The sequence below is a fragment of the Pseudoalteromonas sp. BZK2 genome (assembly GCF_014349195.1).
Lineage (GTDB): Bacteria > Pseudomonadota > Gammaproteobacteria > Enterobacterales > Alteromonadaceae > Pseudoalteromonas > Pseudoalteromonas simplex.
In genome coordinates, this window is record NZ_JACSOG010000017.1 from 12,539 (window position 1) to 33,578 (window position 21,040).

At 41.8% G+C, this 21,040-nt stretch carries 19 protein-coding genes and 4 tRNA genes; 4 read left to right on the top strand and 19 right to left on the bottom strand.

Annotated features, from left to right (window positions below; all coding sequences use genetic code 11):
• Window positions 1–36: 36 nt before the first annotated feature.
• The 11 genes from BIZ38_RS12055 to BIZ38_RS12105 all read right to left on the bottom strand — a co-directional run bounded on the left by BIZ38_RS12055 (window position 37) and on the right by BIZ38_RS12105 (window position 8,873).
• The gene (locus BIZ38_RS12055) at window positions 37–735 is read right to left on the bottom strand and encodes an electron transport complex subunit E (RefSeq protein ID WP_187490358.1); all 699 of its coding nucleotides are present in this window, start codon (window positions 733–735) and stop codon (window positions 37–39) included.
• Entirely contained in the window at window positions 735–1,370 is a 636-nt protein-coding gene (gene rsxG, locus BIZ38_RS12060) for an electron transport complex subunit RsxG (protein WP_187490359.1), read from the bottom strand. The genes BIZ38_RS12055 and rsxG overlap by 1 nt, the downstream gene beginning before the upstream one ends.
• Window positions 1,370–2,425 (bottom strand): electron transport complex subunit RsxD, encoded by a 1,056-nt coding sequence (rsxD, locus tag BIZ38_RS12065; RefSeq protein WP_187490360.1) that lies wholly within the window; start codon window positions 2,423–2,425, stop codon window positions 1,370–1,372. The genes rsxG and rsxD overlap by 1 nt, the downstream gene beginning before the upstream one ends.
• The gene (rsxC, locus tag BIZ38_RS12070; RefSeq protein WP_187490361.1) at window positions 2,422–5,046 is read right to left on the bottom strand and encodes an electron transport complex subunit RsxC; all 2,625 of its coding nucleotides are present in this window, start codon (window positions 5,044–5,046) and stop codon (window positions 2,422–2,424) included. The genes rsxD and rsxC overlap by 4 nt, the downstream gene beginning before the upstream one ends.
• Window positions 5,047–5,054: 8 nt before the next feature.
• Window positions 5,055–5,609 carry an electron transport complex subunit RsxB gene (gene rsxB, locus BIZ38_RS12075; RefSeq protein ID WP_054563643.1) on the bottom strand — a complete coding sequence of 185 codons (555 nt, stop codon included), beginning with the start codon at window positions 5,607–5,609 and terminating at the stop codon, window positions 5,055–5,057.
• A 1-nt stretch (window position 5,610) separates the two neighbouring features.
• The gene (gene rsxA, locus BIZ38_RS12080) at window positions 5,611–6,192 is read right to left on the bottom strand and encodes an electron transport complex subunit RsxA (RefSeq protein ID WP_054553689.1); all 582 of its coding nucleotides are present in this window, start codon (window positions 6,190–6,192) and stop codon (window positions 5,611–5,613) included.
• A 175-nt stretch (window positions 6,193–6,367) separates the two neighbouring features.
• Window positions 6,368–8,311 carry an EAL domain-containing protein gene (locus tag BIZ38_RS12085; protein WP_054553688.1) on the bottom strand — a complete coding sequence of 648 codons (1,944 nt, stop codon included), beginning with the start codon at window positions 8,309–8,311 and terminating at the stop codon, window positions 6,368–6,370.
• A gap of 185 nt (window positions 8,312–8,496) precedes the next feature.
• Window positions 8,497–8,573: transfer RNA gene (locus BIZ38_RS12090), tRNA-Asn, on the bottom strand.
• A gap of 29 nt (window positions 8,574–8,602) precedes the next feature.
• Window positions 8,603–8,679, bottom strand: a tRNA-Asn gene (locus BIZ38_RS12095).
• Window positions 8,680–8,698: 19 nt separating this feature from the next.
• A tRNA-Asn gene (locus tag BIZ38_RS12100) sits at window positions 8,699–8,775 on the bottom strand.
• A gap of 21 nt (window positions 8,776–8,796) precedes the next feature.
• Window positions 8,797–8,873, bottom strand: a tRNA-Asn gene (locus BIZ38_RS12105).
• Between the two features lie 1,064 nt (window positions 8,874–9,937).
• On the opposite strand from BIZ38_RS12105, the gene BIZ38_RS12110 reads away from it, so the two are divergent.
• From BIZ38_RS12110 to BIZ38_RS12125, 4 genes are read left to right on the top strand one after another with little or no spacing between them, the layout of a single operon-like run.
• Window positions 9,938–11,317 carry an MATE family efflux transporter gene (locus tag BIZ38_RS12110; RefSeq protein ID WP_054553687.1) on the top strand — a complete coding sequence of 460 codons (1,380 nt, stop codon included), beginning with the start codon at window positions 9,938–9,940 and terminating at the stop codon, window positions 11,315–11,317.
• Window positions 11,314–13,308 (top strand): excinuclease ABC subunit UvrB, encoded by a 1,995-nt coding sequence (gene uvrB / locus BIZ38_RS12115; protein WP_054553686.1) that lies wholly within the window; start codon window positions 11,314–11,316, stop codon window positions 13,306–13,308. The genes BIZ38_RS12110 and uvrB overlap by 4 nt, the downstream gene beginning before the upstream one ends.
• A 5-nt stretch (window positions 13,309–13,313) precedes the next feature.
• A complete protein-coding gene (locus tag BIZ38_RS12120) occupies window positions 13,314–14,243 on the top strand; it encodes a class I SAM-dependent methyltransferase (protein WP_138619522.1) in 930 nt (309 codons plus the stop codon).
• A complete protein-coding gene (locus BIZ38_RS12125; protein ID WP_138619516.1) occupies window positions 14,243–14,899 on the top strand; it encodes a tRNA (adenine(22)-N(1))-methyltransferase in 657 nt (218 codons plus the stop codon). The genes BIZ38_RS12120 and BIZ38_RS12125 overlap by 1 nt, the downstream gene beginning before the upstream one ends.
• A gap of 15 nt (window positions 14,900–14,914) precedes the next feature.
• On the opposite strand, the gene BIZ38_RS12130 is transcribed toward BIZ38_RS12125, so the two are convergent.
• The 8 genes from BIZ38_RS12130 to dinG form a co-directional block, all read right to left on the bottom strand.
• The gene (locus BIZ38_RS12130; protein WP_054553683.1) at window positions 14,915–15,157 is read right to left on the bottom strand and encodes a hypothetical protein; all 243 of its coding nucleotides are present in this window, start codon (window positions 15,155–15,157) and stop codon (window positions 14,915–14,917) included.
• Window positions 15,158–15,228: 71 nt separating this feature from the next.
• The gene (locus tag BIZ38_RS12135; protein ID WP_054553682.1) at window positions 15,229–16,116 is read right to left on the bottom strand and encodes a DMT family transporter; all 888 of its coding nucleotides are present in this window, start codon (window positions 16,114–16,116) and stop codon (window positions 15,229–15,231) included.
• 72 nt (window positions 16,117–16,188) lie between these two features.
• Window positions 16,189–16,347 carry a YbaM family protein gene (locus BIZ38_RS12140; RefSeq protein ID WP_082389283.1) on the bottom strand — a complete coding sequence of 53 codons (159 nt, stop codon included), beginning with the start codon at window positions 16,345–16,347 and terminating at the stop codon, window positions 16,189–16,191.
• On the bottom strand, window positions 16,344–16,616 hold the full coding sequence (locus BIZ38_RS12145; RefSeq protein ID WP_138602087.1) for a late competence development ComFB family protein: 273 nt from the start codon (window positions 16,614–16,616) through the stop codon (window positions 16,344–16,346). Before BIZ38_RS12145 ends, BIZ38_RS12140 begins: the two co-directional genes overlap by 4 nt.
• Window positions 16,617–16,662: 46 nt before the next feature.
• On the bottom strand, window positions 16,663–17,556 hold the full coding sequence (locus BIZ38_RS12150) for a histone deacetylase (RefSeq protein WP_171043860.1): 894 nt from the start codon (window positions 17,554–17,556) through the stop codon (window positions 16,663–16,665).
• Window positions 17,553–18,161 carry a primosomal replication protein gene (locus tag BIZ38_RS12155; protein ID WP_054553679.1) on the bottom strand — a complete coding sequence of 203 codons (609 nt, stop codon included), beginning with the start codon at window positions 18,159–18,161 and terminating at the stop codon, window positions 17,553–17,555. Before BIZ38_RS12155 ends, BIZ38_RS12150 begins: the two co-directional genes overlap by 4 nt.
• Window positions 18,162–18,938 (bottom strand): TSUP family transporter, encoded by a 777-nt coding sequence (locus BIZ38_RS12160; RefSeq protein WP_054553678.1) that lies wholly within the window; start codon window positions 18,936–18,938, stop codon window positions 18,162–18,164. It lies immediately after the preceding gene.
• Entirely contained in the window at window positions 18,938–21,013 is a 2,076-nt protein-coding gene (gene dinG / locus BIZ38_RS12165; RefSeq protein WP_054553677.1) for an ATP-dependent DNA helicase DinG, read from the bottom strand. Before dinG ends, BIZ38_RS12160 begins: the two co-directional genes overlap by 1 nt.
• Window positions 21,014–21,040: the final 27 nt, after the last annotated feature.

The following is a 21,040-nucleotide window of genomic DNA, read 5'->3' on the forward strand; positions in this document are numbered from 1 at the left end:
TGGCGTAAAGCACGCAGTGACGGTGCGTGCTCTCCTTTAAGTTAAACTTGTTACTCGGGCTCTAGGGCCTTTTTCTGCTTCTGGAGTAACAACTTGCTTAGATTTTATTTGTGTATCAATGACATTTTTTGCAGCAATCAATAAACCAAGCCCTAAAAAGGCACCCGGTGGTAAAATTGCTAATAAAAATTGGTTATCAAAACTGAATACTTCAATTCGAAGTGCAGCAGCCCATGGGCCTAATAATAAATCGGCGCCATCAAATAGCGTACCTTGACCAATAAGCTCTCGCATTGCCCCTAGCACCACTAAAACTAACATAAAGCCAAGTCCCATCATCAGTCCGTCAAAGGCTGAAAGTGGCACTGTATTTTTAGAGGCGAATGCTTCTGCGCGACCGATAATGGCACAGTTGGTAACAATAAGCGGAATAAAAATCCCCAATGATTGATAAAGCCCAAATGTATAGGCATTCATCATCAGCTGCACGATGGTCACAAAGCCTGCGATGATCATCACAAAAACAGGAATACGAATATCTTTTGGTACCCAGTTACGCACAATCGATACGGTGACATTAGAACCAACCAGTACCAATAAAGTCGCTAAACCAAGGCCTAATGCATTGGTAACCGTTGAAGTAACAGCAAGTAGCGGGCACAAGCCTAATAACTGCACAAGGGCAGGGTTATTAGCCCACATACCATCTTTAAATAAGGTTTTAACTTGGCTCATTACTTGGCTCCTTGACAGATGTTTGGTGCAGCAAACAGATTATCAAATTCAGCTTGGGCAAACAGCACAGCTTGTTTTACTGAGCCGACAACGGCACGCGGTGTAATGGTTGCGCCAGTAAATTGATCAAATTGGCCACCATCTTTTTTAACAGCCCAGCGGCTATCATCTTCACTCAGTACATTTTGCCCTTTGAAAAGAGTGATCCAGTCTGATTTTTTGACCTCAACTTTATCGCCAAGGCCCGGTGTTTCTTCGTGCTTAGTTACACGAACACCCGCTATTTCACCATTGGCAAACACCGCCGTTAATAAGTTGATATCGCCACTATAACCACTTGGTGTTACATGGCGCATCACTAAAGCATACGGTTTAGTGTCTTTGTAGGCGCGGTAAATAACTTGCTCTGGACGTGGCCCTAAGCGCTCATCGGTGATCACGACACAATCTTTGTATAGTTGATTGTCATAATGATGGGCATCAAGTACTTGCTGTAGCTGCTCTGCAAGTTGTTGCTTTTCTTGCTCTTCAATACGCTCAGCAGTCAGGTTATGAGTCAGGGCTACAGTGCCTGTGGTAATAAGTGCAAATGCAGTAAGAATAGTGCCGTTTTTAGTCATTGAGGAAAGGATCATTATTTCACCCCATGGCCGTAAGTTCGTGGTTGCGTATAGTAATCAATTAAAGGCACCGCCATATTTAACAGCAATACACTAAATGCCACTGCATCAGGGTAACCACCGAAAGTACGAATTAAGTAAACAAGTAGACCAATTAACGCGCCGTAAATTAAACGACCTCTATTCGTTGTTGATGCAGAAACTGGATCGGTAGCAATAAAAAATGCCCCTAACATGGTCGCACCACTGAATAAGTGAAATACCACGCCCGGCTCTGTGCCCGGGGCTGCAATATAACCAATACCACTGCACACGGCTAATGAGGCTAAAAAGCTAACAGGGATATGCCAATTAATGATTTTAGCTTTTAATAAATAAAGACCACCTACTAAAAAGCCGAAGTTAACCCAGCCCCAACCAAGACCAAACCAGTCATTAAAAAGAGGCTTACTCATACTCTCAGCCACCGTTAGGTGATGGGCGACATCTGTTTTAACGGTATCAAGTGGTGTTGCCATGGTTGTGCCATCAATCGCTACACGTAACTGATCGACACTAAATCCAGCGCTGGTAAAACCATTGAAAATAACAGACAGCTGTTGTGAGAAGCTGATCGGAGATGCAAGTAAATCACTCACAGGTAACCAGCTGGTCATTTGCACCGGAAACGATACAAGTAGTAATACATAAGCTGCCATAGCAGGGTTAAATAAATTAAAGCCAAGGCCACCATAAAGCTGCTTTACAATAACAATGGCAAAGAGACAGCCAATTACGATAATCCACCAAGGTGCTAAAGGCGGAATACTCAACGCCAGTAATACGCCTGTTAACCACGCACTGCCATCACTGAGTGTTGGCCAAACTTTGCGTTTTCGAAGCAGTAATACAGCAGCTTCACAGGCACTAACAGTAATCAGCGCGAGAACAAGCTGAATTAACACAGCGCTACCAAAGAAGAAAACTTGCGCGATTAAGCCTGGAATACACGCAGCAATCACTGTCATCATTAATCGGCTTAATGATTTATGGCTATGATTATGCGGCGAACTCGCCATGGTTAGTTTCATGACTTATCGTTTCCTTCTTGTTGTAACTTTTTCGCTTTAGCTCTTGCAATGGCACGAGCGACCGCTGCTTTTTTCTTATCTTCGCTAGACTCAGGTTCATCAACCTGCGGCTTGGCATCTGCCTCAGCACTTGAATCATTAGTTTGCTGTGAAGAGTCGTCACTCTGCGCTTGCTCTTTAGCGACTTTTTTCGCTTTGGCGCGAGCGATAGCGGCAGCAACGGCGGCTTTTTTCTTATCTACGCTTGATTCAGGAGCATCAGACTGCGGCTTAGCATCTGCCTCATCATTTGAATCATTTATTTGCTCTGAAGAATCGTCACTCTGTGCTTGCTCTTTAGCGGCTTTTTTGGCTTTAGCACGGGCGATAGCGGCTGAAACAGCGGCTTTTTTGTCATCAACTGGTGCGCTATCTTCTTCAGCTTCAGTTTGATTCTCAGCAGCTTGTGCTGCTTTTTTCGCTTTAGCACGGGCGATAGCAGCGGCAACAGCTGCTTTTTTGTCATCAACTGGCGCGCTATCTTCTTCAGCTTCAGCTTGATTTTCAGCAGCTTGCGCGGCTTTTTTCGCTTTAGCACGAGCGATTGCAGCAGCAACAGCGGCTTTTTTGTCATCAACAGGTGCGCTATCAGCTTCAGCTTGATTTTCAGCAGCTTGCGCTGCTTTTTTCGCTTTAGCACGAGCGATAGCAGCTGCAACAGCAGCTTTTTTGTCATCTTTTGGCGCAGCGTCAGTTTCAGCAGAAGCGTTTTCTTCTGTAGCTTGTGCGGCTTTTTTCGCTTTAGCGCGGGCAATAGCGGCAGCAACAGCAGCTTTTTTGTCATCTTTTGGTGCTGAGTCTGCTTCTACGTTATCTTCTGCAGCTTGCGCCGCTTTTTTCGCTTTAGCACGGGCAATAGCGGCAGCAACAGCAGACTTTTTATCGTCTTTATCGACGCCTTCTTCACCTTGCTCTAGTGCTTTTTGCTCTTTGTATTTACGTGCTTGTTCTTTACGTGCTGCACGCTCTTTAGCCACTTCAGAGTTATCAGGCTCAATCTCTGCACCTTGCTTTTTCGCTTTCGCACGGGCAATAGCTGCAGCGACAGCTGACTTACTGTCTTTATCATCAGATTTAGCTTTAACTCGGGCGAGTGCATCAGCCACTTTTTGTTTTTCGCCATCTGACTTAGCAGCCGGCTTGCGTTTGTGGCGGTTTTGACGCTCTTCTTGTTCGCGCTCTAAGCGCTCTTTACGTGCTTCAAAACGCTCTTTTGCTCGCTCAGCTTTGATTTGCTCTGCTTGCTGCTCTTTGATTTCAGCTTTAGCAACACGATAGTACTGCACCAAGGGTATTTCGCTTGGGCAAACATAAGCACAGGCGCCACATTCAATACAATCAAATAAATTGTGCTCGTTGAGTTTGTCGTATTCTTTAGACTTGGCAAACCATTGCAATTGCTGAGGTAACAATGATGCAGGGCAGGCGTCAGCACAGGCACTACAACGAATACAGGCTTTTTCATCACCCGGCTCAGCAAGTTCTTGGTGATCTGGCGCTAAAATACAGTTTGTCGTTTTAACGACACCAATACGCACGGTTGGCAGGGTAAAGCCCATCATTGGACCGCCCATAACCACACGTTGCTGTGGAACCGGAGAAAAGCCTTGGCAGTCTAATAAATGTTTAATTTCAGTGCCTAGTAAAGCCCACACATTACCTTGTTTATGAATGGTGTTACCGGTTACCGTTACTACACGCTCTATAAGAGGCTTACCTTCATGTACGGCTTGATTTACCGCAAACAAAGTACCGACATTTTGCACCAACATACCAATATCGGCAGGAATACTACCACTTGGGACTTCTTTGCCCGTTAGCAGTTTAATTAGCTGTTTTTCACCGCCAGAAGGGTAAACCGTTGGCACTGTTTGCACTATGATGCTGTCGTTATGCTGTGCTGCGAGTTTCATGGCAGCAATAGCATCTGGCTTATTATCTTCAATACCAATAATTGTCAGCTGTGGACTTAACAGCTGCTGCATTAATTCAATACCGGCAATTATACCATCGGCATGTTCGCGCATTAGCATGTCATCAGCGGTGATATAAGGTTCACACTCAACGGCATTAACAATTAAAAACTCGATGGCTTTACGGGTATCTGCTTTTACATAGGTTGGGAAACCTGCGCCGCCCATACCTGCGATACCACTTTGATGAATAATATCAACAAGCTCATCATGGGAAAGAGTTTTGGCATCAGTTACAGGATTAAGCTCGCACCAGTTATCATCACCATCAGGTTCAATAATAACGCTAAGTTCAGGCAACGCCGACGGGTGAGCAGAGGGCATTGGGCAAATATCGCTGATCAACCCTGATGTTGGCGCGTGCACAGGCACAGACCAATTGCCGCTTGGTTTAGTTAATGCTTGGCCTTTTAAAACCTGCTGGCCTTTTTCAACAATAAGTTTGCCGTTAGCACCAATGTGTTGTTTTAGAGATACAACGAGCTTGTCTGGTAGTGGCAGCCTTGCAATGGCTTGTGTTGTTGATTGCAGCTTTTGACCCGGTGGGTGAATGCCCCCAGGTATAGACCACACTTTGCCTTGTTTAATTTGATCTATTAACTTTTCCATCTGTGCTCCTAATCTACCTGAGTCACAGGGATTGCGTTTAATTGCCATTTCCAGGTTTGTTTGGTTTCTTTTACAGGCAGCATATCAATACAGTCTACAGGGCATGGTTCAACACATAAGTCACAACCGGTACATTCATCGATTAATACAGTGTGCATTTGGCGAGTTGCGCCAACGATGGCATCAACAGGGCAGGCTTGAATACATTTGGTACAGCCAATACATTCATCTTCACGGATATAGGCAACTGTTTTAACAGGATCTGCTTGCTCACCGCCTGCCAGCGGTTTTGCTTCTACACCCATTAAATCAGCGAGTTTTTTTACCGTGGCTTCGCCGCCTGGCGGGCACTTATTGATTTCGTCACCATTGGCAATTGCTTCTGCATAGGGACGACAGCCAGGGTAGCCACATTGGCCACACTGTGTTTGCGGTAAAATGGTATCAATTTGGTCAACAATAGGGTTACTCTCAACGCGAAAACGCACGGCGGCAAAACCTAAAATTAAACCAAATATTAGCGCTAATGAACCTAACGCTATCAAAGCATAAAACAAGGTCATATTAAAACTTCACTAATCCTGTAAAACCCATAAAGGCCATCGACATAAGGCCTGCGGTGATCATCGCAATTGAAGCGCCCTTAAAAGGAGCAGGGACATCAGCCGCAGCTAAACGCTCACGTAATGCTGCAAACAGTATTAACACCATAGAGAAACCCACTGCGGCACCAAAGCCATACACGGCCGATTGTAAGAATGAGTGGTCTTCTTTGATATTAAGTAGGGCAACACCTAAAACAGCACAGTTAGTGGTAATAAGCGGTAAGAAAATCCCTAATAAGCGATAAAGTGTCGGGCTGGTTTTTCTCACCACCATTTCGGTAAATTGCACGACAACAGCGATAACCAAAATAAAGCTCATGGTACGCAAAAATTCGATATCCAGCGGGATCAAAATATAATGATTCACCAGATAGCTGGTCACGGAGGCAAGTGTAAGTACAAAGGTTGTGGCTAAAGACATACCAATCGCGGTATCTAACTTACCCGATACACCCATAAACGGGCATAAACCTAAGAATTGAACTAAAACGAAGTTGTTGACTAGCACAGTGCCAATCAATAACAAGACATACTCTGTCATGCGTGCCTCACGAGAATAAAAACGGCTCTATTATCCTTTTTTATGGGGGCCGACACAACACATGAGGGACGAATAGCTAAAATTAACAAAGCTGTTTACGATTAAAGTGTTAAAGCAAAGTTAATAGATGGAATAGGCCCAAAAATAGTAAGGTTTTTTGGGCCTTAAAGAGGGGTTAGATATCTTTTGGCTTTTCGATGTAATAGCCTTGCACACCATCTAAACACAGTGTTTCGATGATGTGTTTTTCTTCTTGGCTTTCGACGCCTTCAGCAAATACACTCACACCAATACGGTGAGCTAGATCCACCATTAAACGCATAAAGTATTGGTTGTTTTTATCTTCTTCAAGGCCGCGGGTGTAGCTTGCGTCCATTTTGATAAAGTCTGGTTTTAAGTCTCTAAAGAATTTAAATGACGTTAAACCCACACCAAAACGCTCTACGGTAATACGTGCACCCACGCGGTGTACCATATCGATAAAGCGTTTACTTGCTTTAATGTTTTGTTGTAATCCAAACTCGCTGACTTCAAATATAAGCTTAGAGGCGATATTGCTGTCTTTAAGTAATCGGCGCTCTAACCAGATCACAAATTGATCATTGTGAGCGCTTGATGCAGTAACATTAATACCAAAGAATTTTTCAGAGAAATTACGCGTTTTAACCTTCTCTAAAGTGGTATCGATAATTAAACGGTCAATTTCCATTGCCATTTCTAGCTTTTCTGCCATTGCAAGAAAAGAGGCCGTTGGCAGCATTTGGTTTTCTGCAGTTTTGAAACGAACTTGGATCTCAGCATAGGCTTTAACACTTTTACCTATTGGCATAATGTTCTGCATAACCAAGTGCACACGTTTCGATTCGATCACTTCGGTAATGACTTTACGCCAGTTTTGGTTACCAAAACCTGCGCTGGCGTTATTAACTAAATCAGTTTCACGCTGTACATGCCATGCATTTGCTTGTTTTGATTGCGCCATGCTCATTGCATTATCAACAATTGATAATAACTCACCAAGCGGCTTACCTTTTTCGTAGCCAACTATACCTGTGTTAGCAACTGAGCTTAATTCTTGGTTTTGCTGATACTGAGTAAAACGCGATTGTAAGTTATCGCCAAAGCGTTCAGCTTCTTTAAGTGGGGTATTAGGCAGTACCACAGCAAAATCAGAACTGTTTAAACGAAAAACCTGACTGCCTGTATAGGTGCCGCTAATATGTTTAATAATATCGGCCACACCTTTTACGTATTCATCACCTTTTTGGTAACCACGTGTTTGGTTTATTGTTTGTAGCTCACTACAACGCACCATAGCAAGTGAACCAAAGGTGCTTTTTTCTGCATTCTCAATATTTTTTTCGTAATACTCTACAAACATATTACGATTGCCAAGGTTAGTGACTACATCTTTATAGGCTTCTTTTTTAATACTTAGCGCATTATTTTGAATATCATCGTGTTTAGTTTGTAAAAAGTGTGACAGACGATTGAACGAAGGAATTAAATCTTTGCTTAGCTTCTTTAATCTTGAAGTGTCCATAGCTTGTTCAATATCGTCGCTTACTTGATTCTGATTTATGTATATATCGACAATATCAGCAACTGTTGTGCTTATTTTTCTGTTTAAGCGACGGAACATACTGTTCATATAAATAATTGGTAATAATGCAATCAATCCAGATATCAAAATGACAATAAACATCGCTTGTTGCAGCAGAGTTGCTAGGTTATGAGCATTGATCGTAAATTCAATTTTTATGTCAGATGTCTGGTTCACTGCAAATTGAGGCCGGATAGAGTTAAATGAATTATTAACTAATTCAGCAAACAAGGGGAGGGGCTGACTAGACTCTATCATTGTAACAACTTTGCCAGTTTGATCGCGGATTACAAATTTAGAAAAAGTACTGCCATCAGAAAGTGCTTGCCTAAGTTTCTCTGGTGCCAGCTGTTCAATAGTTTGTGAGTTTATATAGGCATTAACTACACGCTGTGCTTTTTGCTGGGCATCACTTACTGCACTGTCAAAACTAATTGCAATAAAATATCCGCCTAATAATGCGAATAGTAGCCAAGAAATAAGTTGTACGAATATGAGTTTTTTAAAACCAGCCATGTTTCTTATCTTTTAAAAGCCTAAAAGGAAGGAATCAATTCCTTGATTGATCGGTTTAATAATAGTGAATTCTATTTTATATCAAAGCATATAAATAACTTACACTAGAGTAGTGTATAAGCGCTGGAAAGTCTAATACAATCGGTGAGGCAAAAAAGAGATAAAATTTAATATATTCGTAGAGTTGGCTCCCCCTCCCCGACTCGAACGGGGGACCTGCGGATTAACAGTCCGTCGCTCTAACCAACTGAGCTAAGGGGGAACTAAATAGAGTAGTGCGGTGCTATGATTTGGCTCCCCCTCCCCGACTCGAACGGGGGACCTGCGGATTAACAGTCCGTCGCTCTAACCAACTGAGCTAAGGGGGAACAATCATATTCATAAACTTGGCTCCCCCTCCCCGACTCGAACGGGGGACCTGCGGATTAACAGTCCGTCGCTCTAACCAACTGAGCTAAGGGGGAATCGTTTATGATTGAAAAACTTGGCTCCCCCTCCCCGACTCGAACGGGGGACCTGCGGATTAACAGTCCGTCGCTCTAACCAACTGAGCTAAGGGGGAAGCGTCATGCCTTTCAACGGGGCGAAATATTAATGACAGCATTGCAAAGTGTCAACATAAAAACTTCATAAATTCAAAAAAGAAGCTTATTCGATGTTTTTATGTTCGATCTGAGCAAAATGTAGCTGAAAAGCGCAGCGTTTTTTGTTTTTTAGAAGACTAGCTATGTCGAAAAGATGACTTTTTTGCATTCTTTTTGAGCAGTAGTACCAAATTGAAAATATAAAAAACCATTCTTTGTTCAGATATTCTCTATTAAAGTGAGGAAATCATCACTTATGCAATAATTTCTTGTGATTGAGAAAATCAAACCTAAGAGTTTTTATTAGGCCATCCTTAGGTGTTATTTTTTTCTTGTATTTTTTTACTACAGATGGCGAATATTCCATCTTTTTTTATGAAGCACATCGACATCATTGTTTGTCGAGGATGACTAAATTTATTTTTAGGTATACATATCAGTTAGTTACTGAATAGTGTGTTGTCGTGTTTTATGTTTCATGCTGGCTTTCCATTAAGGGGAGAGCATTTTTTACACACTCTTTTCTAGAAGCTTACAAAAGGGTCAAAACGGGATACTTCACTATTATTCGTTTTATCAGTTTCAAGCTAGTCTTCAAAGCCTTTATATTTGCGGCTTCTAGAGAGTTATCCACGGTTTCTGTGGATAACTCTGTTTATTAAACTTTAAGAACAGCTATAGTACTAGGATTTTAGGGCGCTCCAGCAATTTCAAGTGTTTAATTAAGTTTTTTTAATTCATTTTAAATCAATGTGTTAGTGTTTTTATCTGAAGCGATGCTGAATTGATAAGTAAATTTATTCGTGACGATGAAATGATGCTATTTATTGTGTAAAAAAACAGCGAATAGTGCCATTTAATTGTAATAAAGCTATTAAATTTGTTTTTATATTGTTTTTTATAAGGGTTAGTGGTTATTTTTATGTCAAAGCGTCAAAAGTTATAGTTTTGTACATCGATTTTGATTCTGCGAATAAAGCATAGCTTGCAAGTGAAGGATGCTTTAAACTTATAGGCTCATATAAAGAGGCCAAGAATTCTTATGAGCGTGAAACCGCAGAGCAAAACTAAACCTGATCTTTTAAACTCCCCAATTCTGCCGACCTTAAAAAAAATGACCATTCCTATGATTTTCGGAATGATCACTCTTATGATGTTTAATTTAGTCGATACCTTCTTCATCAGTTTGTTAGGCACTGAGCCATTAGCCGCAGTAAGTTTTACTTTTCCAGTTACCTTTACTGTAATTAGTTTAGCAATCGGCTTAGGGATAGGTACCTCCGCAGTTATTGCTAAAGCACTCGGAAGTGATAATTTAGATGAAGCTCGTTTTGATGCCAGTATGTCATTATTGGTGTCGGTTGTAATGGTGTTTTGCCTTTCTGCCTTAGGTTATTTGTATATTGAGCCTATCTTTAAATTATTAGGCGCAGGTGAGCAAGTCTTGCCACTTATTCATGACTACATGAGCGTGTGGTTCATCGGCAGTGTATTTTTAATTACCCCTATGGTTGGCAATTCAGTGCTTAGAGCCAGCGGCGACACCAAAACGCCAAGTATTGTTATGGGTGGAGCGGGGCTGATAAATGCTATTTTAGATCCGGTACTAATTTTTGGTTTTGGGCCAATTCCAGCCTTAGGTATACAAGGGGCTGCTATTGCGAGTGTTATTGCTTGGGCGGTTGCAGTAATTATTATTTTATATATTCTGGCAATTAAGAACGGTTTGTTGAGCCTGCATGCTGGTCAGCAAACAGCAGTTAGTTCAGTTCGTAAAATTCTTAAAATAGGTTTACCGGCGGCAGGCGCAAATATGTTGACGCCAATAGCGATGGCGGTCATGACGGCATTAGTAGCTAAGCATGGCCCTGAGGCGGTTGCTGCGTTTGGTGTAGGCAGTCGCATTGAATCTATCGCAAGCCTTGTGGTGCTTGCTTTATCAATGACCTTACCACCATTTGTAAGTCAAAACTTTGGGGCAGGTAAGTTTGAACGTGTTAAAGAAGCTTACTCAAAAACCTTGAAATTCGTGATGATTTGGCAGTTCGCTATTTATATTTTACTGCTGTTAACCTCTGGCTTTATCGCGGATGTATTTGGTAAAGAGCAAGCGGTAATGGATGTGATTAAGTTATTCATTTATATCTTACCACTGAGTTATGGCCTGCAAGGGGTGATTATTTTATCTAACTCTTCATTTAATGCCTTGCATAAACCAATGAATGCCCTGATTTTAAGTGTGGTACGTCTGTTTGTTTTTTATGTACCTTTTGCTTATATAGGCAGCGAAATTGCAGGTTTAACTGGTTTATTTATTGGTGCCGCGATTGGTAACTTATTTACTGCAATGGTTGCCTATAAATGGTTTATCAAAGAAGTTGATGGGTTAAGTGAGTCATATATGAAGGAGTGTCATTCATGAGCGACCATTTCCAACTAGTTTCTAAGTTTCAGCCAAGTGGTGACCAACCAACGGCCATTGCACAGTTAAAAGATGGCCTAGAGGCTGGGCTTGCACATCAAACATTATTAGGGGCTACAGGAACGGGTAAAACCTTCACCATGGCCAATATCATTAATGATTTGAATCGGCCAACCATTATTATGGCACACAACAAAACACTCGCTGCACAGCTTTACGGTGAAATGAAAGAGTTTTTCCCTCATAATGCGGTTGAGTATTTTGTATCTTATTATGATTATTACCAGCCAGAAGCCTACGTTGTTGCCAGCGATACCTTTATTGAAAAAGACGCGTCTATTAATGAGCACATTGAACAAATGCGTTTAAGTGCCACCAAAGCGCTGCTTGAACGACGTGATACCATTATTGTGGCTTCGGTGTCTGCTATTTATGGTTTGGGCGACCCTGACTCATACATGAAGATGATGCTTTTACTAAAAGTAGGTGAAACCGTCGATCAGCGCGATATGCTGCGTCGGCTTGCTGAATTGCAATATACACGCAATGATATTGAATTTAGCCGCGGTACTTATCGCGTACGTGGCGAAGTGGTCGATATATTTCCTGCTGAATCGGATACTTACGCTGTGCGTGTGGAGATGTTTGACGATGAAATTGAGCGCTTAAGTATTTTTGACCCGCTTACAGGAGCAGTTGAAAAGCATATTGTACGTGCGACTATTTATCCAAAAACCCACTATGTAACACCCCGTGAAAAAATTCTTGATGCCATTGATAAAATTAAAGATGAGCTTAAAGACCGCCGAGCTCAGTTACTCAGTGCCAACAAACTTGTGGAAGAGCAACGTATTGCTCAGCGCACCCAGTACGATATTGAAATGATGACCGAGCTTGGTTATTGCTCAGGCATCGAAAACTACTCGCGATACTTATCTGGCAGAACACCGGGCGATCCACCGCCGACATTATTAGATTACTTACCTGATGATGCATTGATGATTATTGATGAATCACACGTTACTGTGTCGCAAATTGGTGCTATGTATAAAGGCGATAGAAGCCGTAAAGAAAATCTTGTTGAGTATGGCTTTCGCTTGCCATCGGCGTTAGATAACCGCCCATTACGCTTTGAAGAATTTGAAGCCATTGCGCCGCAAACTATTTATGTGTCGGCAACCCCTGGTGACTTTGAGCTTGAGCGCTCATCAGGGGAGGTTGCAGAGCAGGTCATTCGTCCGACCGGGCTTATTGATCCAGAAATTGAAGTACGCCCTGTGGGCACCCAGGTTGATGACTTACTCTCAGAAATCTATAAACGAGTAGAAGTGAATGAGCGGGTGCTTGTAACCACGTTAACTAAGCGTATGGCAGAAGATTTAACTGACTATCTCAACGACCATGACGTAAAAGTGCGCTATTTGCACTCAGACATCGACACTGTTGAACGGGTTGAAATTATCCGTGATTTACGTGCTGGCGTATTTGATGTGTTAGTGGGCATTAACTTATTGCGAGAAGGTCTCGACATGCCAGAAGTTTCACTGGTGGCGATACTTGATGCCGATAAAGAAGGTTTCTTACGTTCGACTCGTTCACTTATTCAAACCATAGGGCGTGCTGCGCGTCACTTAAATGGTAAAGCAATTCTGTATGGCGACCGCATCACTAATTCAATGCGACAAGCCATTGATGAAACAGACCGCCGCCGTGAAAAACAACAAGCTTATAACCTTGAACATGGTATTGAGCCACAAGCACTGGTTAAAAGTATTACCGACATTATGGATGTGGGCGAAGAAGCAAGCCCGAAAGACAACCTTAAGTTAGTGCGTAAAGAGTCTAAACAAGTGCTCAGCGCGAAAGATATTGCCAGCCAAATCAAAGCTCTTGAAGCGAAAATGCATGCTTATGCTAGCGATCTTGAGTTTGAAAAAGCGGCGTCTGTGCGTGATGAAATTCACGAATTACAACAACAGTTAATTAACTAAAGATGATGACAAACGATTTTTCTGCCATTTTAAATGCTTTAGCAGAGGCGCCACTTGCTGCTAATGAATTATGTCGTGTATTCCATGGCCGTGGTCACTCAGTCGCTGAGCTGAGCCACATAAACTTAGACTTTTATCCGCCAGCACTCTTTTTAGTTTCATATCAAGAAATAGATGAACAAGTACTTGCGCAATTAACTGATACCCTGTGGCAATGGGCGCAAGAGAATGCGCCAGCGCTTGTCAGTGCATTGGTTTACCAACAACGTAGCGGCATTAACACCCGCAACGCGCTTATGCATGGTGAATTACCCCAAGAGCACCATGTCAGTGAAAATGGTATTAAGTTTAAAGTCGATTTATTGAGTCGCCAAAATACTGGGATTTTCCCTGATATGCGCCGTGGCCGGGAGTTTGTTCAAGCTAATAGTAAAAATGCAAAAGTGCTCAACTTATTTTCATACACGTGTGGCTTCTCTGTTGCAGCAATGCAGGGGGGGGCAGACCAAGTTATTAATATGGACATGAATAAAGGGGTGCTGCGAACAGGTAAACAAAATCATCAGCTAAATGGTTTTGATCAAGGTGTTAGTTATTTTCCGCACGATATTCTAAAATCATTCGGTAAGCTTAAAAAATCAGCACCGTATGAATTGATCATCGTAGACCCGCCGAGTTTTCAAAAAGGCAGTTTTATATTGACCAAGGATTATCAAAAAATCCTACGTCGTTTACCTGAGCTGCTAAATGAAAACACCCAGTTGTTACTGTGTGCAAATAGCCCTGAGCTATCTGAGCAGGCGTTTAAAGATCTCATTAGCGATCATACACAAGGAGCAATTAGTTTTGTTGAGCGACTAGCTCCTACTGATGGCTTTATTGAGGTTGACAGTGATCGCAGCTTAAAAGCGTTAGTCTATAAAACAGCAAACTAATGGCACTGAGTAAACGACTTTCAGCCATTGTTGATGTAGTTGATTCTGGGTATGACGAAATCTGGGATTGTTGCTGCGATCACGGTTTGTTAGGGATTGAGCTATTACAGCAAAATAAAGCCCAGTTTATACATTTCGTTGATATTGTGCCTGAGCTGATGCAGGTACTAAGTGATAAACTCGAACGTTTTGCCACAAGTGAGCAACGCGGCCGTTGGCAGGTACATTGCCAAGATGTGGCAATGATTTCACCAGATCCTAAAAAGCGTCACCTTGTTATTATTGCGGGGGTGGGAGGTGAGTTATTAGTGCGATTTTTAGCGCAGATTGTTAGTCAACAGCCAAATACGCATATCGACTTTATTGTTTGCCCTGTACATCACAGTTATCAAGTTCGCAGCTATTTGCAGACACTGCCATTGGGGCTCGTATCTGAGCAGTTGGTGTGTGAAAACAAACGATTTTATGAAGTTATTGCCATGAGTGCGTCTTCTTCGCAGTCGATCACTCGAGTTGGCCAGCAAATGTGGCAGCTAACAAGTAAAGAGCACCAAGCTTATCTAAAGCAGTTATGTGCTCATTACCAACGTATGTTAAATCAAGACGCCGATTACTATCAGCCTGTGCTTGAACAATACAGTGCATTATTAACTTAATAAGAGCTAACTTAATTAGAGTTTATTAATTTCTTGTTTTACGCTGTAGCTTGAATCAGTAACGATGGCTTCGAGCGTTTGCACACGCTCTTTTAGCTCTACAAGCTCTTTTGTTACTGCAGCGACATGTTCGTTCGCTTCTTTGCTGTCTTTTAATGTTCGAGATTTAAACTCTAAATGTTTTTTATACATATCATAAATCACACCTGAACCCACAGAAATCAAGACAATCAATACCACCATGGTTGTCCCTGACATAGCACTCTCCTTATTATTTAAAAATTATGTATAGATTATAGCCTGATTTTTTAATTGCAAAGGTGATTCTGTTACAAGGTGTTTCGTTTTAAAAATGGCTTGATACGAATAAAGCCGGTGACCAGCATGGTACCCGCGATAACACACAATGCGCCAACCAAGGTATTAGGTCCAATTTGCTCATCTAAAATTAAATTGCCCCAAACAATGCCAAATAATGGAATTAAAAAAGTAACAGTCAGCGCTGAGGTTGGGCCAATGTCATCAATCAAACGGAAGAACAAGATATATGCCACCGCAGTACATAGCACACCGAGTGCCACCACACCAAGCATCACCTCATTACTTGGAATTTCTCTGGCAGGAATAACAAAAATAAGTGGTAGAACCATAATACTTGCCGCCCACATACTGCCATGGGCATTATCAAAAGCAGATAACTTAGGTGCATGTTTTGTGTAATGAGATGCAATGGCATAGCTGAGCGAGGCACACAATGCAGCTACAATTGCTGTGATTGCTTGCGTGTCGATAATCAGGCTATTTTGCCCTACTAAAATGGCTACGCCAGTTAAACCTAATAGCAAGCCAAGTAACATACTTTTGGTGGGTTTCGTTTTACTCCATACAATACCAACGATGGCACCCCAAATAGGGGTCGTTGAATTTAATATGGATAAGGTTGAGGCATTAATTGTTTGCGCTGCATAGGCAAACAATAAAAAGGGAAGGGCGGAATTAAGTGCGCCAATAATGAAAAAATGCTTTTTGTGGGTCGTGAAAGCGAGTTGCTTTCGTAAGTACATCGCAAAAATAAACAGTGTAATTGCAGCAAAGCCAACTCTTAACTCAATTAATACTGCAGGGCCTAAGCTATTCGCTGCCATGCGCATAAATAAGAAGGAAGCGCCCCAAATAGCAGCAAGGATGAATAAGCGTAATAAACTTGGCAATGACATGGTTTTACATTCTTGAATTATAAAACCTGAGCATAACAAATTTCTGCTCTAATACTCGCCATTTTCGGACTATTAATCGGTTGATTTTGGAAGTTTCTTTTCGAAATCAGACTTAACGATTTCTAAAGCTGCTAATACATCTTCGGCGGGGACATCGTTTTGCTCTAATAGCATAATAAGGTCAACAGCAATTTTAATATAGTTAGGCGCACCTTCTAACTCACTGCTCATTTTTGCAATTCCTTTTTCTTAGCGACTTGGCTGATCGCTACATCAATAGCTGTTTGCACTTGTTGCTCCATTCTAATACGTTCTTTTTGCGGTAAATAAAATTCCATATCGACATCGTAGCGAATGTAACGAGCAGGCAGTTGATTTAATACTGTGCAGCATAAATCTGCCATAACATCATCACTATAGGTCGCTTCTAAGTTTCGTTTTGAGATGTCTTCGACAACCAATTTTTCATAGTAATTATGAATGTCGTCATGCAATTTCATACAAAGTTAGCCTTATTTAAAAGTCACTTTTAGTGTATACCAAGCTTTAAAATAAATCGACAGCTGCCCTATAAAGCTGGCTATGAACTTCAACCAAACGGCTTACATTTCGTTGGTAGCCACCGCCCATGGCTGAAAACACTGGGATTTTTGCTTCCTTGGCTTGGTTTAATACAAAATGGTCACGCTGATACACGCCTTCTAAACTCACTTGAAAGTGTCCTAATTCGTCATCTGTTGCGATGTCTGCGCCGGCGTTATACAAAATGATATCTGGCTGGTGGAGTCTAATTGTTAAGGCTAAAGCTTGTTTTACTGTTTCAAGGTATTCAGTATCTGAAGTGCCATGCTCTAACGCAAAATCGTAGTTTGATTGCTGTTTAATACGCGGGAAGTTTTGCTGACAATGAATTGAGCAGCTAATGATTTGAGGATGTGCTTGTGTAACTTCGGCTGTGCCATCCCCTTGGTGGACGTCACAGTCAAAAATTAATACGGTGTCGGCTTGCTCGGTATTAATTAAGTGTGCTGCGGCTATCGCTAAGTCATTAAAAATACAAAAACCACTACCATAGCTCGTAAAAGCATGATGATAACCACCACTTAGGTTAAAAGCAGCACCCTGTTGCAAAGCAAACTCAGCGCCTTGAATACTTGCGCCAACAGAGTAAAGTGTTCGCTCAACCAACTCAGTGGACCAAGGAAAGCCCATTTTTTTAATTGCTTTGCTATCAAGGCTACCAGTTAAAAAAGCGTCGATATACTCGGGGTTATGGCACAGAGCAAGCTGCGCTCTAGTGGCTTGTTGTGGGGTAATAAAATGCTGCTCATCAATAAAGTTGCTAACAAGCTGTTTTAACATGCGGTATTTATCAATGGGAAAGCGGTGACGCTCGGGTAAAGTTAACGCTGAATAATTTGGATGATAGTAAAACATTATCTCAGCTGTTGCTTTTCGACTTGCTGAATTTTGTCTTCAGTGGCTGAAATAGCCTTTCGACAACGGCCAAGTCTTGCATGTAAAGCTAATATTTCTTTATTAATTTCGGTTGCTTGCTGTGCATTTGCAGCGTCGAGCTTAAGTTTTCGCTCTTCGATCATCAAAACTAAGCGGCGTTCAAACTCATGGGTTTGTTTTAGTTCGTCATACAGTTCATGGGATGACTGCATGATTTTTTTTACTGCTTGCTTATAAACTTGTGGCTTAGCTTTCGGCTTAAAGCTGTATTTATTTTCTTTAGCCCATACTGGGGTTGATTTGATTACATTGAATACCGCTTCGACTTGAATGGCAATACGCTCAAGCGCATATTGATAAGCATGGCGATGCTCAGCTGGCGGCAGGCTGTTAAGCTCATCTTCGATTTCGGTTACATAGTCAGCCAGCATCATACTTTTCGTACTAAACACGGCTTTATCAAACAAACTTGGCTGGGCTTGCATATAGCGATTTTTAGCAAATAAATTACCCTTATCAAATTGTGTGGCTAATTGTTTGAGCCTTTCAATTTGTGAACGTAGTTTATCAAAAGCAGTCGATTGCATTTATAAATAAGCCTCATAGATTAACTTTAATGCTAACACTATAACCACAGTGTTAAACACTGGGCGGATCATTTTACTACCAAACTTTATTGCAGAATGTGCTCCTAACCATGCTCCAAGCATCAAGAAAAAACCCATTGTGATACCAAGTAGAAAGTTTACATGGCCAAGTGCAACGAAAGTGATCAATGAAATAAAGTTTGAAACAAAATTCATTGAGCGGGCAAGACCACAGTTAAGCAATAAGCTCATTTTATATAAAAGGCTATTTGATGCGGTCCAAAATGTGCCAGTGCCGGGGCCTGCTAAACCATCAAAAAACCCAAGTCCAAGCCCTTGCAGCCACTGTTTAACTTTAGTTTTACTATCAAGCTCTGGTAACTCGTTATGCTCAGTTGTACTTAAACTGCCAAATAAGCTGTAACAAGCGACTAAAATAATCACCACCGGTAGTAATTTATTTAAAAATTCAATACTTAAGTAATCTACCACTAAAGTACCTACGAGCGCCCCAATGGCTGTTGCTAAAATGGACGCAGCCCAAAACCGTGGGTTGAACAACTTTTTACGAAAATACGTTACGCTGGCTGTCAATGAACCAAAACTTGCTGCAAGTTTATTGGTACCTAATGTGAGGTGAGGCGGCAAACCTGCGGTTAATAGTGCAGGTACCGTTAACATGCCACCGCCGCCTGCAATTGCGTCAATAAAGCCGGCTGCTAGTGCAACTGCACATAATAGTGCCCAGGTTGTTGGGTCTAAAGCTAATTCAAACATTAATAATCAATTTGTCTTTTAAAAGGTGGCAAGGTATCGAGCATGGCTTTGCCATATCGCTTGGTCACTAGTCGGCGATCAAGGATAGTAATGCGACCCTGATCATTTTCTTTGCGCAGCAGTCTACCACAGCTTTGTACTAATTTCTTTGCCGCATCAGGTACGGTTATCGAAAGAAACGGGTTGCCACCTTTACTTTGCACAAACTCGGCCTGCGCTTCTTCTATTGGTGAGGTAGGCACCGCAAATGGAATTTTTGTAATTACTAGGTTTTCTAAGTATTTACCTGGTAAATCAAGACCCTCAGATAAACTTTGAGTGCCAAATAAATAGCTAGCACGGCCTAAATCCACATTGGCTTTATGTTTTTTAAGCAGGGCTTCACGAGACATTTCTCCTTGCACTAAGACCTCAATTCCTTTGCTACGTAATGCTTTAACAACATGATCCATCTGCCAATAAGAGGCAAATAACACTAAATTTGCTTTTTTATCATCAAGGAATTTGGGCAATTGCTCAGCTAAGTGATCACTAAACGCTTTATCGGTTGGCTCAATATGACTTGCAGGAATATGCAGCGTCGCTTGTTTAGGGTAATCAAATGGAGAAGGGACTTTTATGTATTTTACGCCTTCTTCTTTGGCAAGACCGCATTCATAAGCAAAGTGATCAAATGAACCCAATGCAGTTAAGGTGGCTGAACAAAGCACGGCACCCGCACATTGATTCCATAATTTATCTTTAAGGTAATAGCCAACTTCAATAGGGCAATCACTAAGTAAATGGTCGTGATGGTTCTTATATTCTAAGCGTTTGATCCAGCGCGCATGGGGAATACCTTCGCCTTTTGTGGCGTAACTAAACCACAGCTTGTTTAATAACTCTAGACGATTAATGTACTGACCACTTTCAGCCAAGATTGGATCGGCCACATAAGGTTTTACATCGCCATCACTTACGTCTTGCACTAAGGTATCGTGCATCTTGTTGAGTGCTCTTAGGGCATCAAGGGTGGCATCGCTAATATCTTTTGCTTTGGCATGTAAAGATGCTGGGATTTCACCATGTTCAAAACGATAGGTGTCATCACTGTTATAATTAAAGTCTGCGTTATCAAGAATATCACGCACTACTTTTAAATTTTTACCGGCATCATTGATACTGTCACTGAGCTTAAAATTTTGCCCAATCGCTTTTTGACCTACGAGCACATTGGCCATTTTGCCGGCAAATTTAACCAGCTTGTCGAGCCAGTCTATGGTGCCTTTAATGGTTGCTGCGGCAGAAGAGAAGTCGCGGGTGATGTGCGCTAAATGGTGTGCTTCATCGATAACATAAATCGTATCGTCAGGTTCAGGTAGAATCTTACCGCCACCCAAATCAAGATCAGCCAGTAATAGAGAATGGTTGATCACTAGCACATCCATTTGCATCAGACGCTGACGTGCCATATGAAAAGGGCAGAGCTGATGAGCGCGCATTTGTCGTTGGCATGAATGCTTATCACAAGCAATTAAATTCCACACTTTATCAGGAATTGTATCAGCCCAGCTATCGCGGTCGCCTTGCCATTGCTTTTTTGAATAAGCATCATAAAGTTGCTTTAAGCATTTGGTTTCCATATCTGAAAGGGGCGATGATAGGGTCGGCATAAACTCCATTTGCGTTTGACTGTCGCCATTGACGGCGGCACTCAGTTTTTGTGCACAGATATAACGCTGTCGACCTTTCACTAAATCAAACTTGATGTCGAGGCCAGAGTGCTCTTTAAAAAAAGGCAGCTCCTTACTAATTAACTGTTCTTGTAGAGCAACGGTTGCCGTCGAAATCACTAATTTCTTTTTCTTGGCCATCGCTAAAGGCAATGCCCCTAGACAATACGCTAGCGACTTACCGGTCCCGGTGCCTGCTTCAATAACACAAATTCGTTGGCTCTTGTGATATTCGCCAGCCAATGTTTTTGCTATCTCGGCAACTAAATAGTTTTGACTGCTTCGAGGGCGGTAATCGGTGAGGTTATCAGCAACATGCTTATGAATTTGCCGAATTGTTTTTTTTAAAGAGTCAGAAAGCATGCCCAGAAAACCTAAAGTATGTATATA

Excerpts from the sequence above, each read along its gene's own strand:
- uvrB (WP_054553686.1), top strand. The coding sequence starts at position 11,314 with ATGAGCGACCATTTCCAACTAGTTTCTAAGTTTCAGCCAAGTGGTGAC.
- BIZ38_RS12120 (WP_138619522.1), top strand. The coding sequence starts at position 13,314 with ATGACAAACGATTTTTCTGCCATTTTAAATGCTTTAGCAGAGGCGCCA.
- rsxA (WP_054553689.1), bottom strand. The coding sequence starts at position 6,192 with ATGACAGAGTATGTCTTGTTATTGATTGGCACTGTGCTAGTCAACAAC.
- BIZ38_RS12130 (WP_054553683.1), bottom strand. The coding sequence starts at position 15,157 with ATGTCAGGGACAACCATGGTGGTATTGATTGTCTTGATTTCTGTGGGT.
- dinG (WP_054553677.1), bottom strand. The coding sequence starts at position 21,013 with ATGCTTTCTGACTCTTTAAAAAAAACAATTCGGCAAATTCATAAGCAT.
- rsxB (WP_054563643.1), bottom strand. The coding sequence starts at position 5,609 with ATGACCTTGTTTTATGCTTTGATAGCGTTAGGTTCATTAGCGCTAATA.
- rsxG (WP_187490359.1), bottom strand. The coding sequence starts at position 1,370 with ATGATCCTTTCCTCAATGACTAAAAACGGCACTATTCTTACTGCATTT.
- BIZ38_RS12125 (WP_138619516.1), top strand. The coding sequence starts at position 14,243 with ATGGCACTGAGTAAACGACTTTCAGCCATTGTTGATGTAGTTGATTCT.
- BIZ38_RS12155 (WP_054553679.1), bottom strand. The coding sequence starts at position 18,161 with ATGCAATCGACTGCTTTTGATAAACTACGTTCACAAATTGAAAGGCTC.
- BIZ38_RS12145 (WP_138602087.1), bottom strand. The coding sequence starts at position 16,616 with ATGAAATTGCATGACGACATTCATAATTACTATGAAAAATTGGTTGTC.
- BIZ38_RS12140 (WP_082389283.1), bottom strand. The coding sequence starts at position 16,347 with ATGAGCAGTGAGTTAGAAGGTGCGCCTAACTATATTAAAATTGCTGTT.
- BIZ38_RS12085 (WP_054553688.1), bottom strand. The coding sequence starts at position 8,311 with ATGGCTGGTTTTAAAAAACTCATATTCGTACAACTTATTTCTTGGCTA.
- BIZ38_RS12160 (WP_054553678.1), bottom strand. The coding sequence starts at position 18,938 with ATGTTTGAATTAGCTTTAGACCCAACAACCTGGGCACTATTATGTGCA.
- BIZ38_RS12055 (WP_187490358.1), bottom strand. The coding sequence starts at position 735 with ATGAGCCAAGTTAAAACCTTATTTAAAGATGGTATGTGGGCTAATAAC.
- BIZ38_RS12110 (WP_054553687.1), top strand. The coding sequence starts at position 9,938 with ATGAGCGTGAAACCGCAGAGCAAAACTAAACCTGATCTTTTAAACTCC.
- rsxD (WP_187490360.1), bottom strand. The coding sequence starts at position 2,425 with ATGAAACTAACCATGGCGAGTTCGCCGCATAATCATAGCCATAAATCA.
- BIZ38_RS12135 (WP_054553682.1), bottom strand. The coding sequence starts at position 16,116 with ATGTCATTGCCAAGTTTATTACGCTTATTCATCCTTGCTGCTATTTGG.
- rsxC (WP_187490361.1), bottom strand. The coding sequence starts at position 5,046 with ATGGAAAAGTTAATAGATCAAATTAAACAAGGCAAAGTGTGGTCTATA.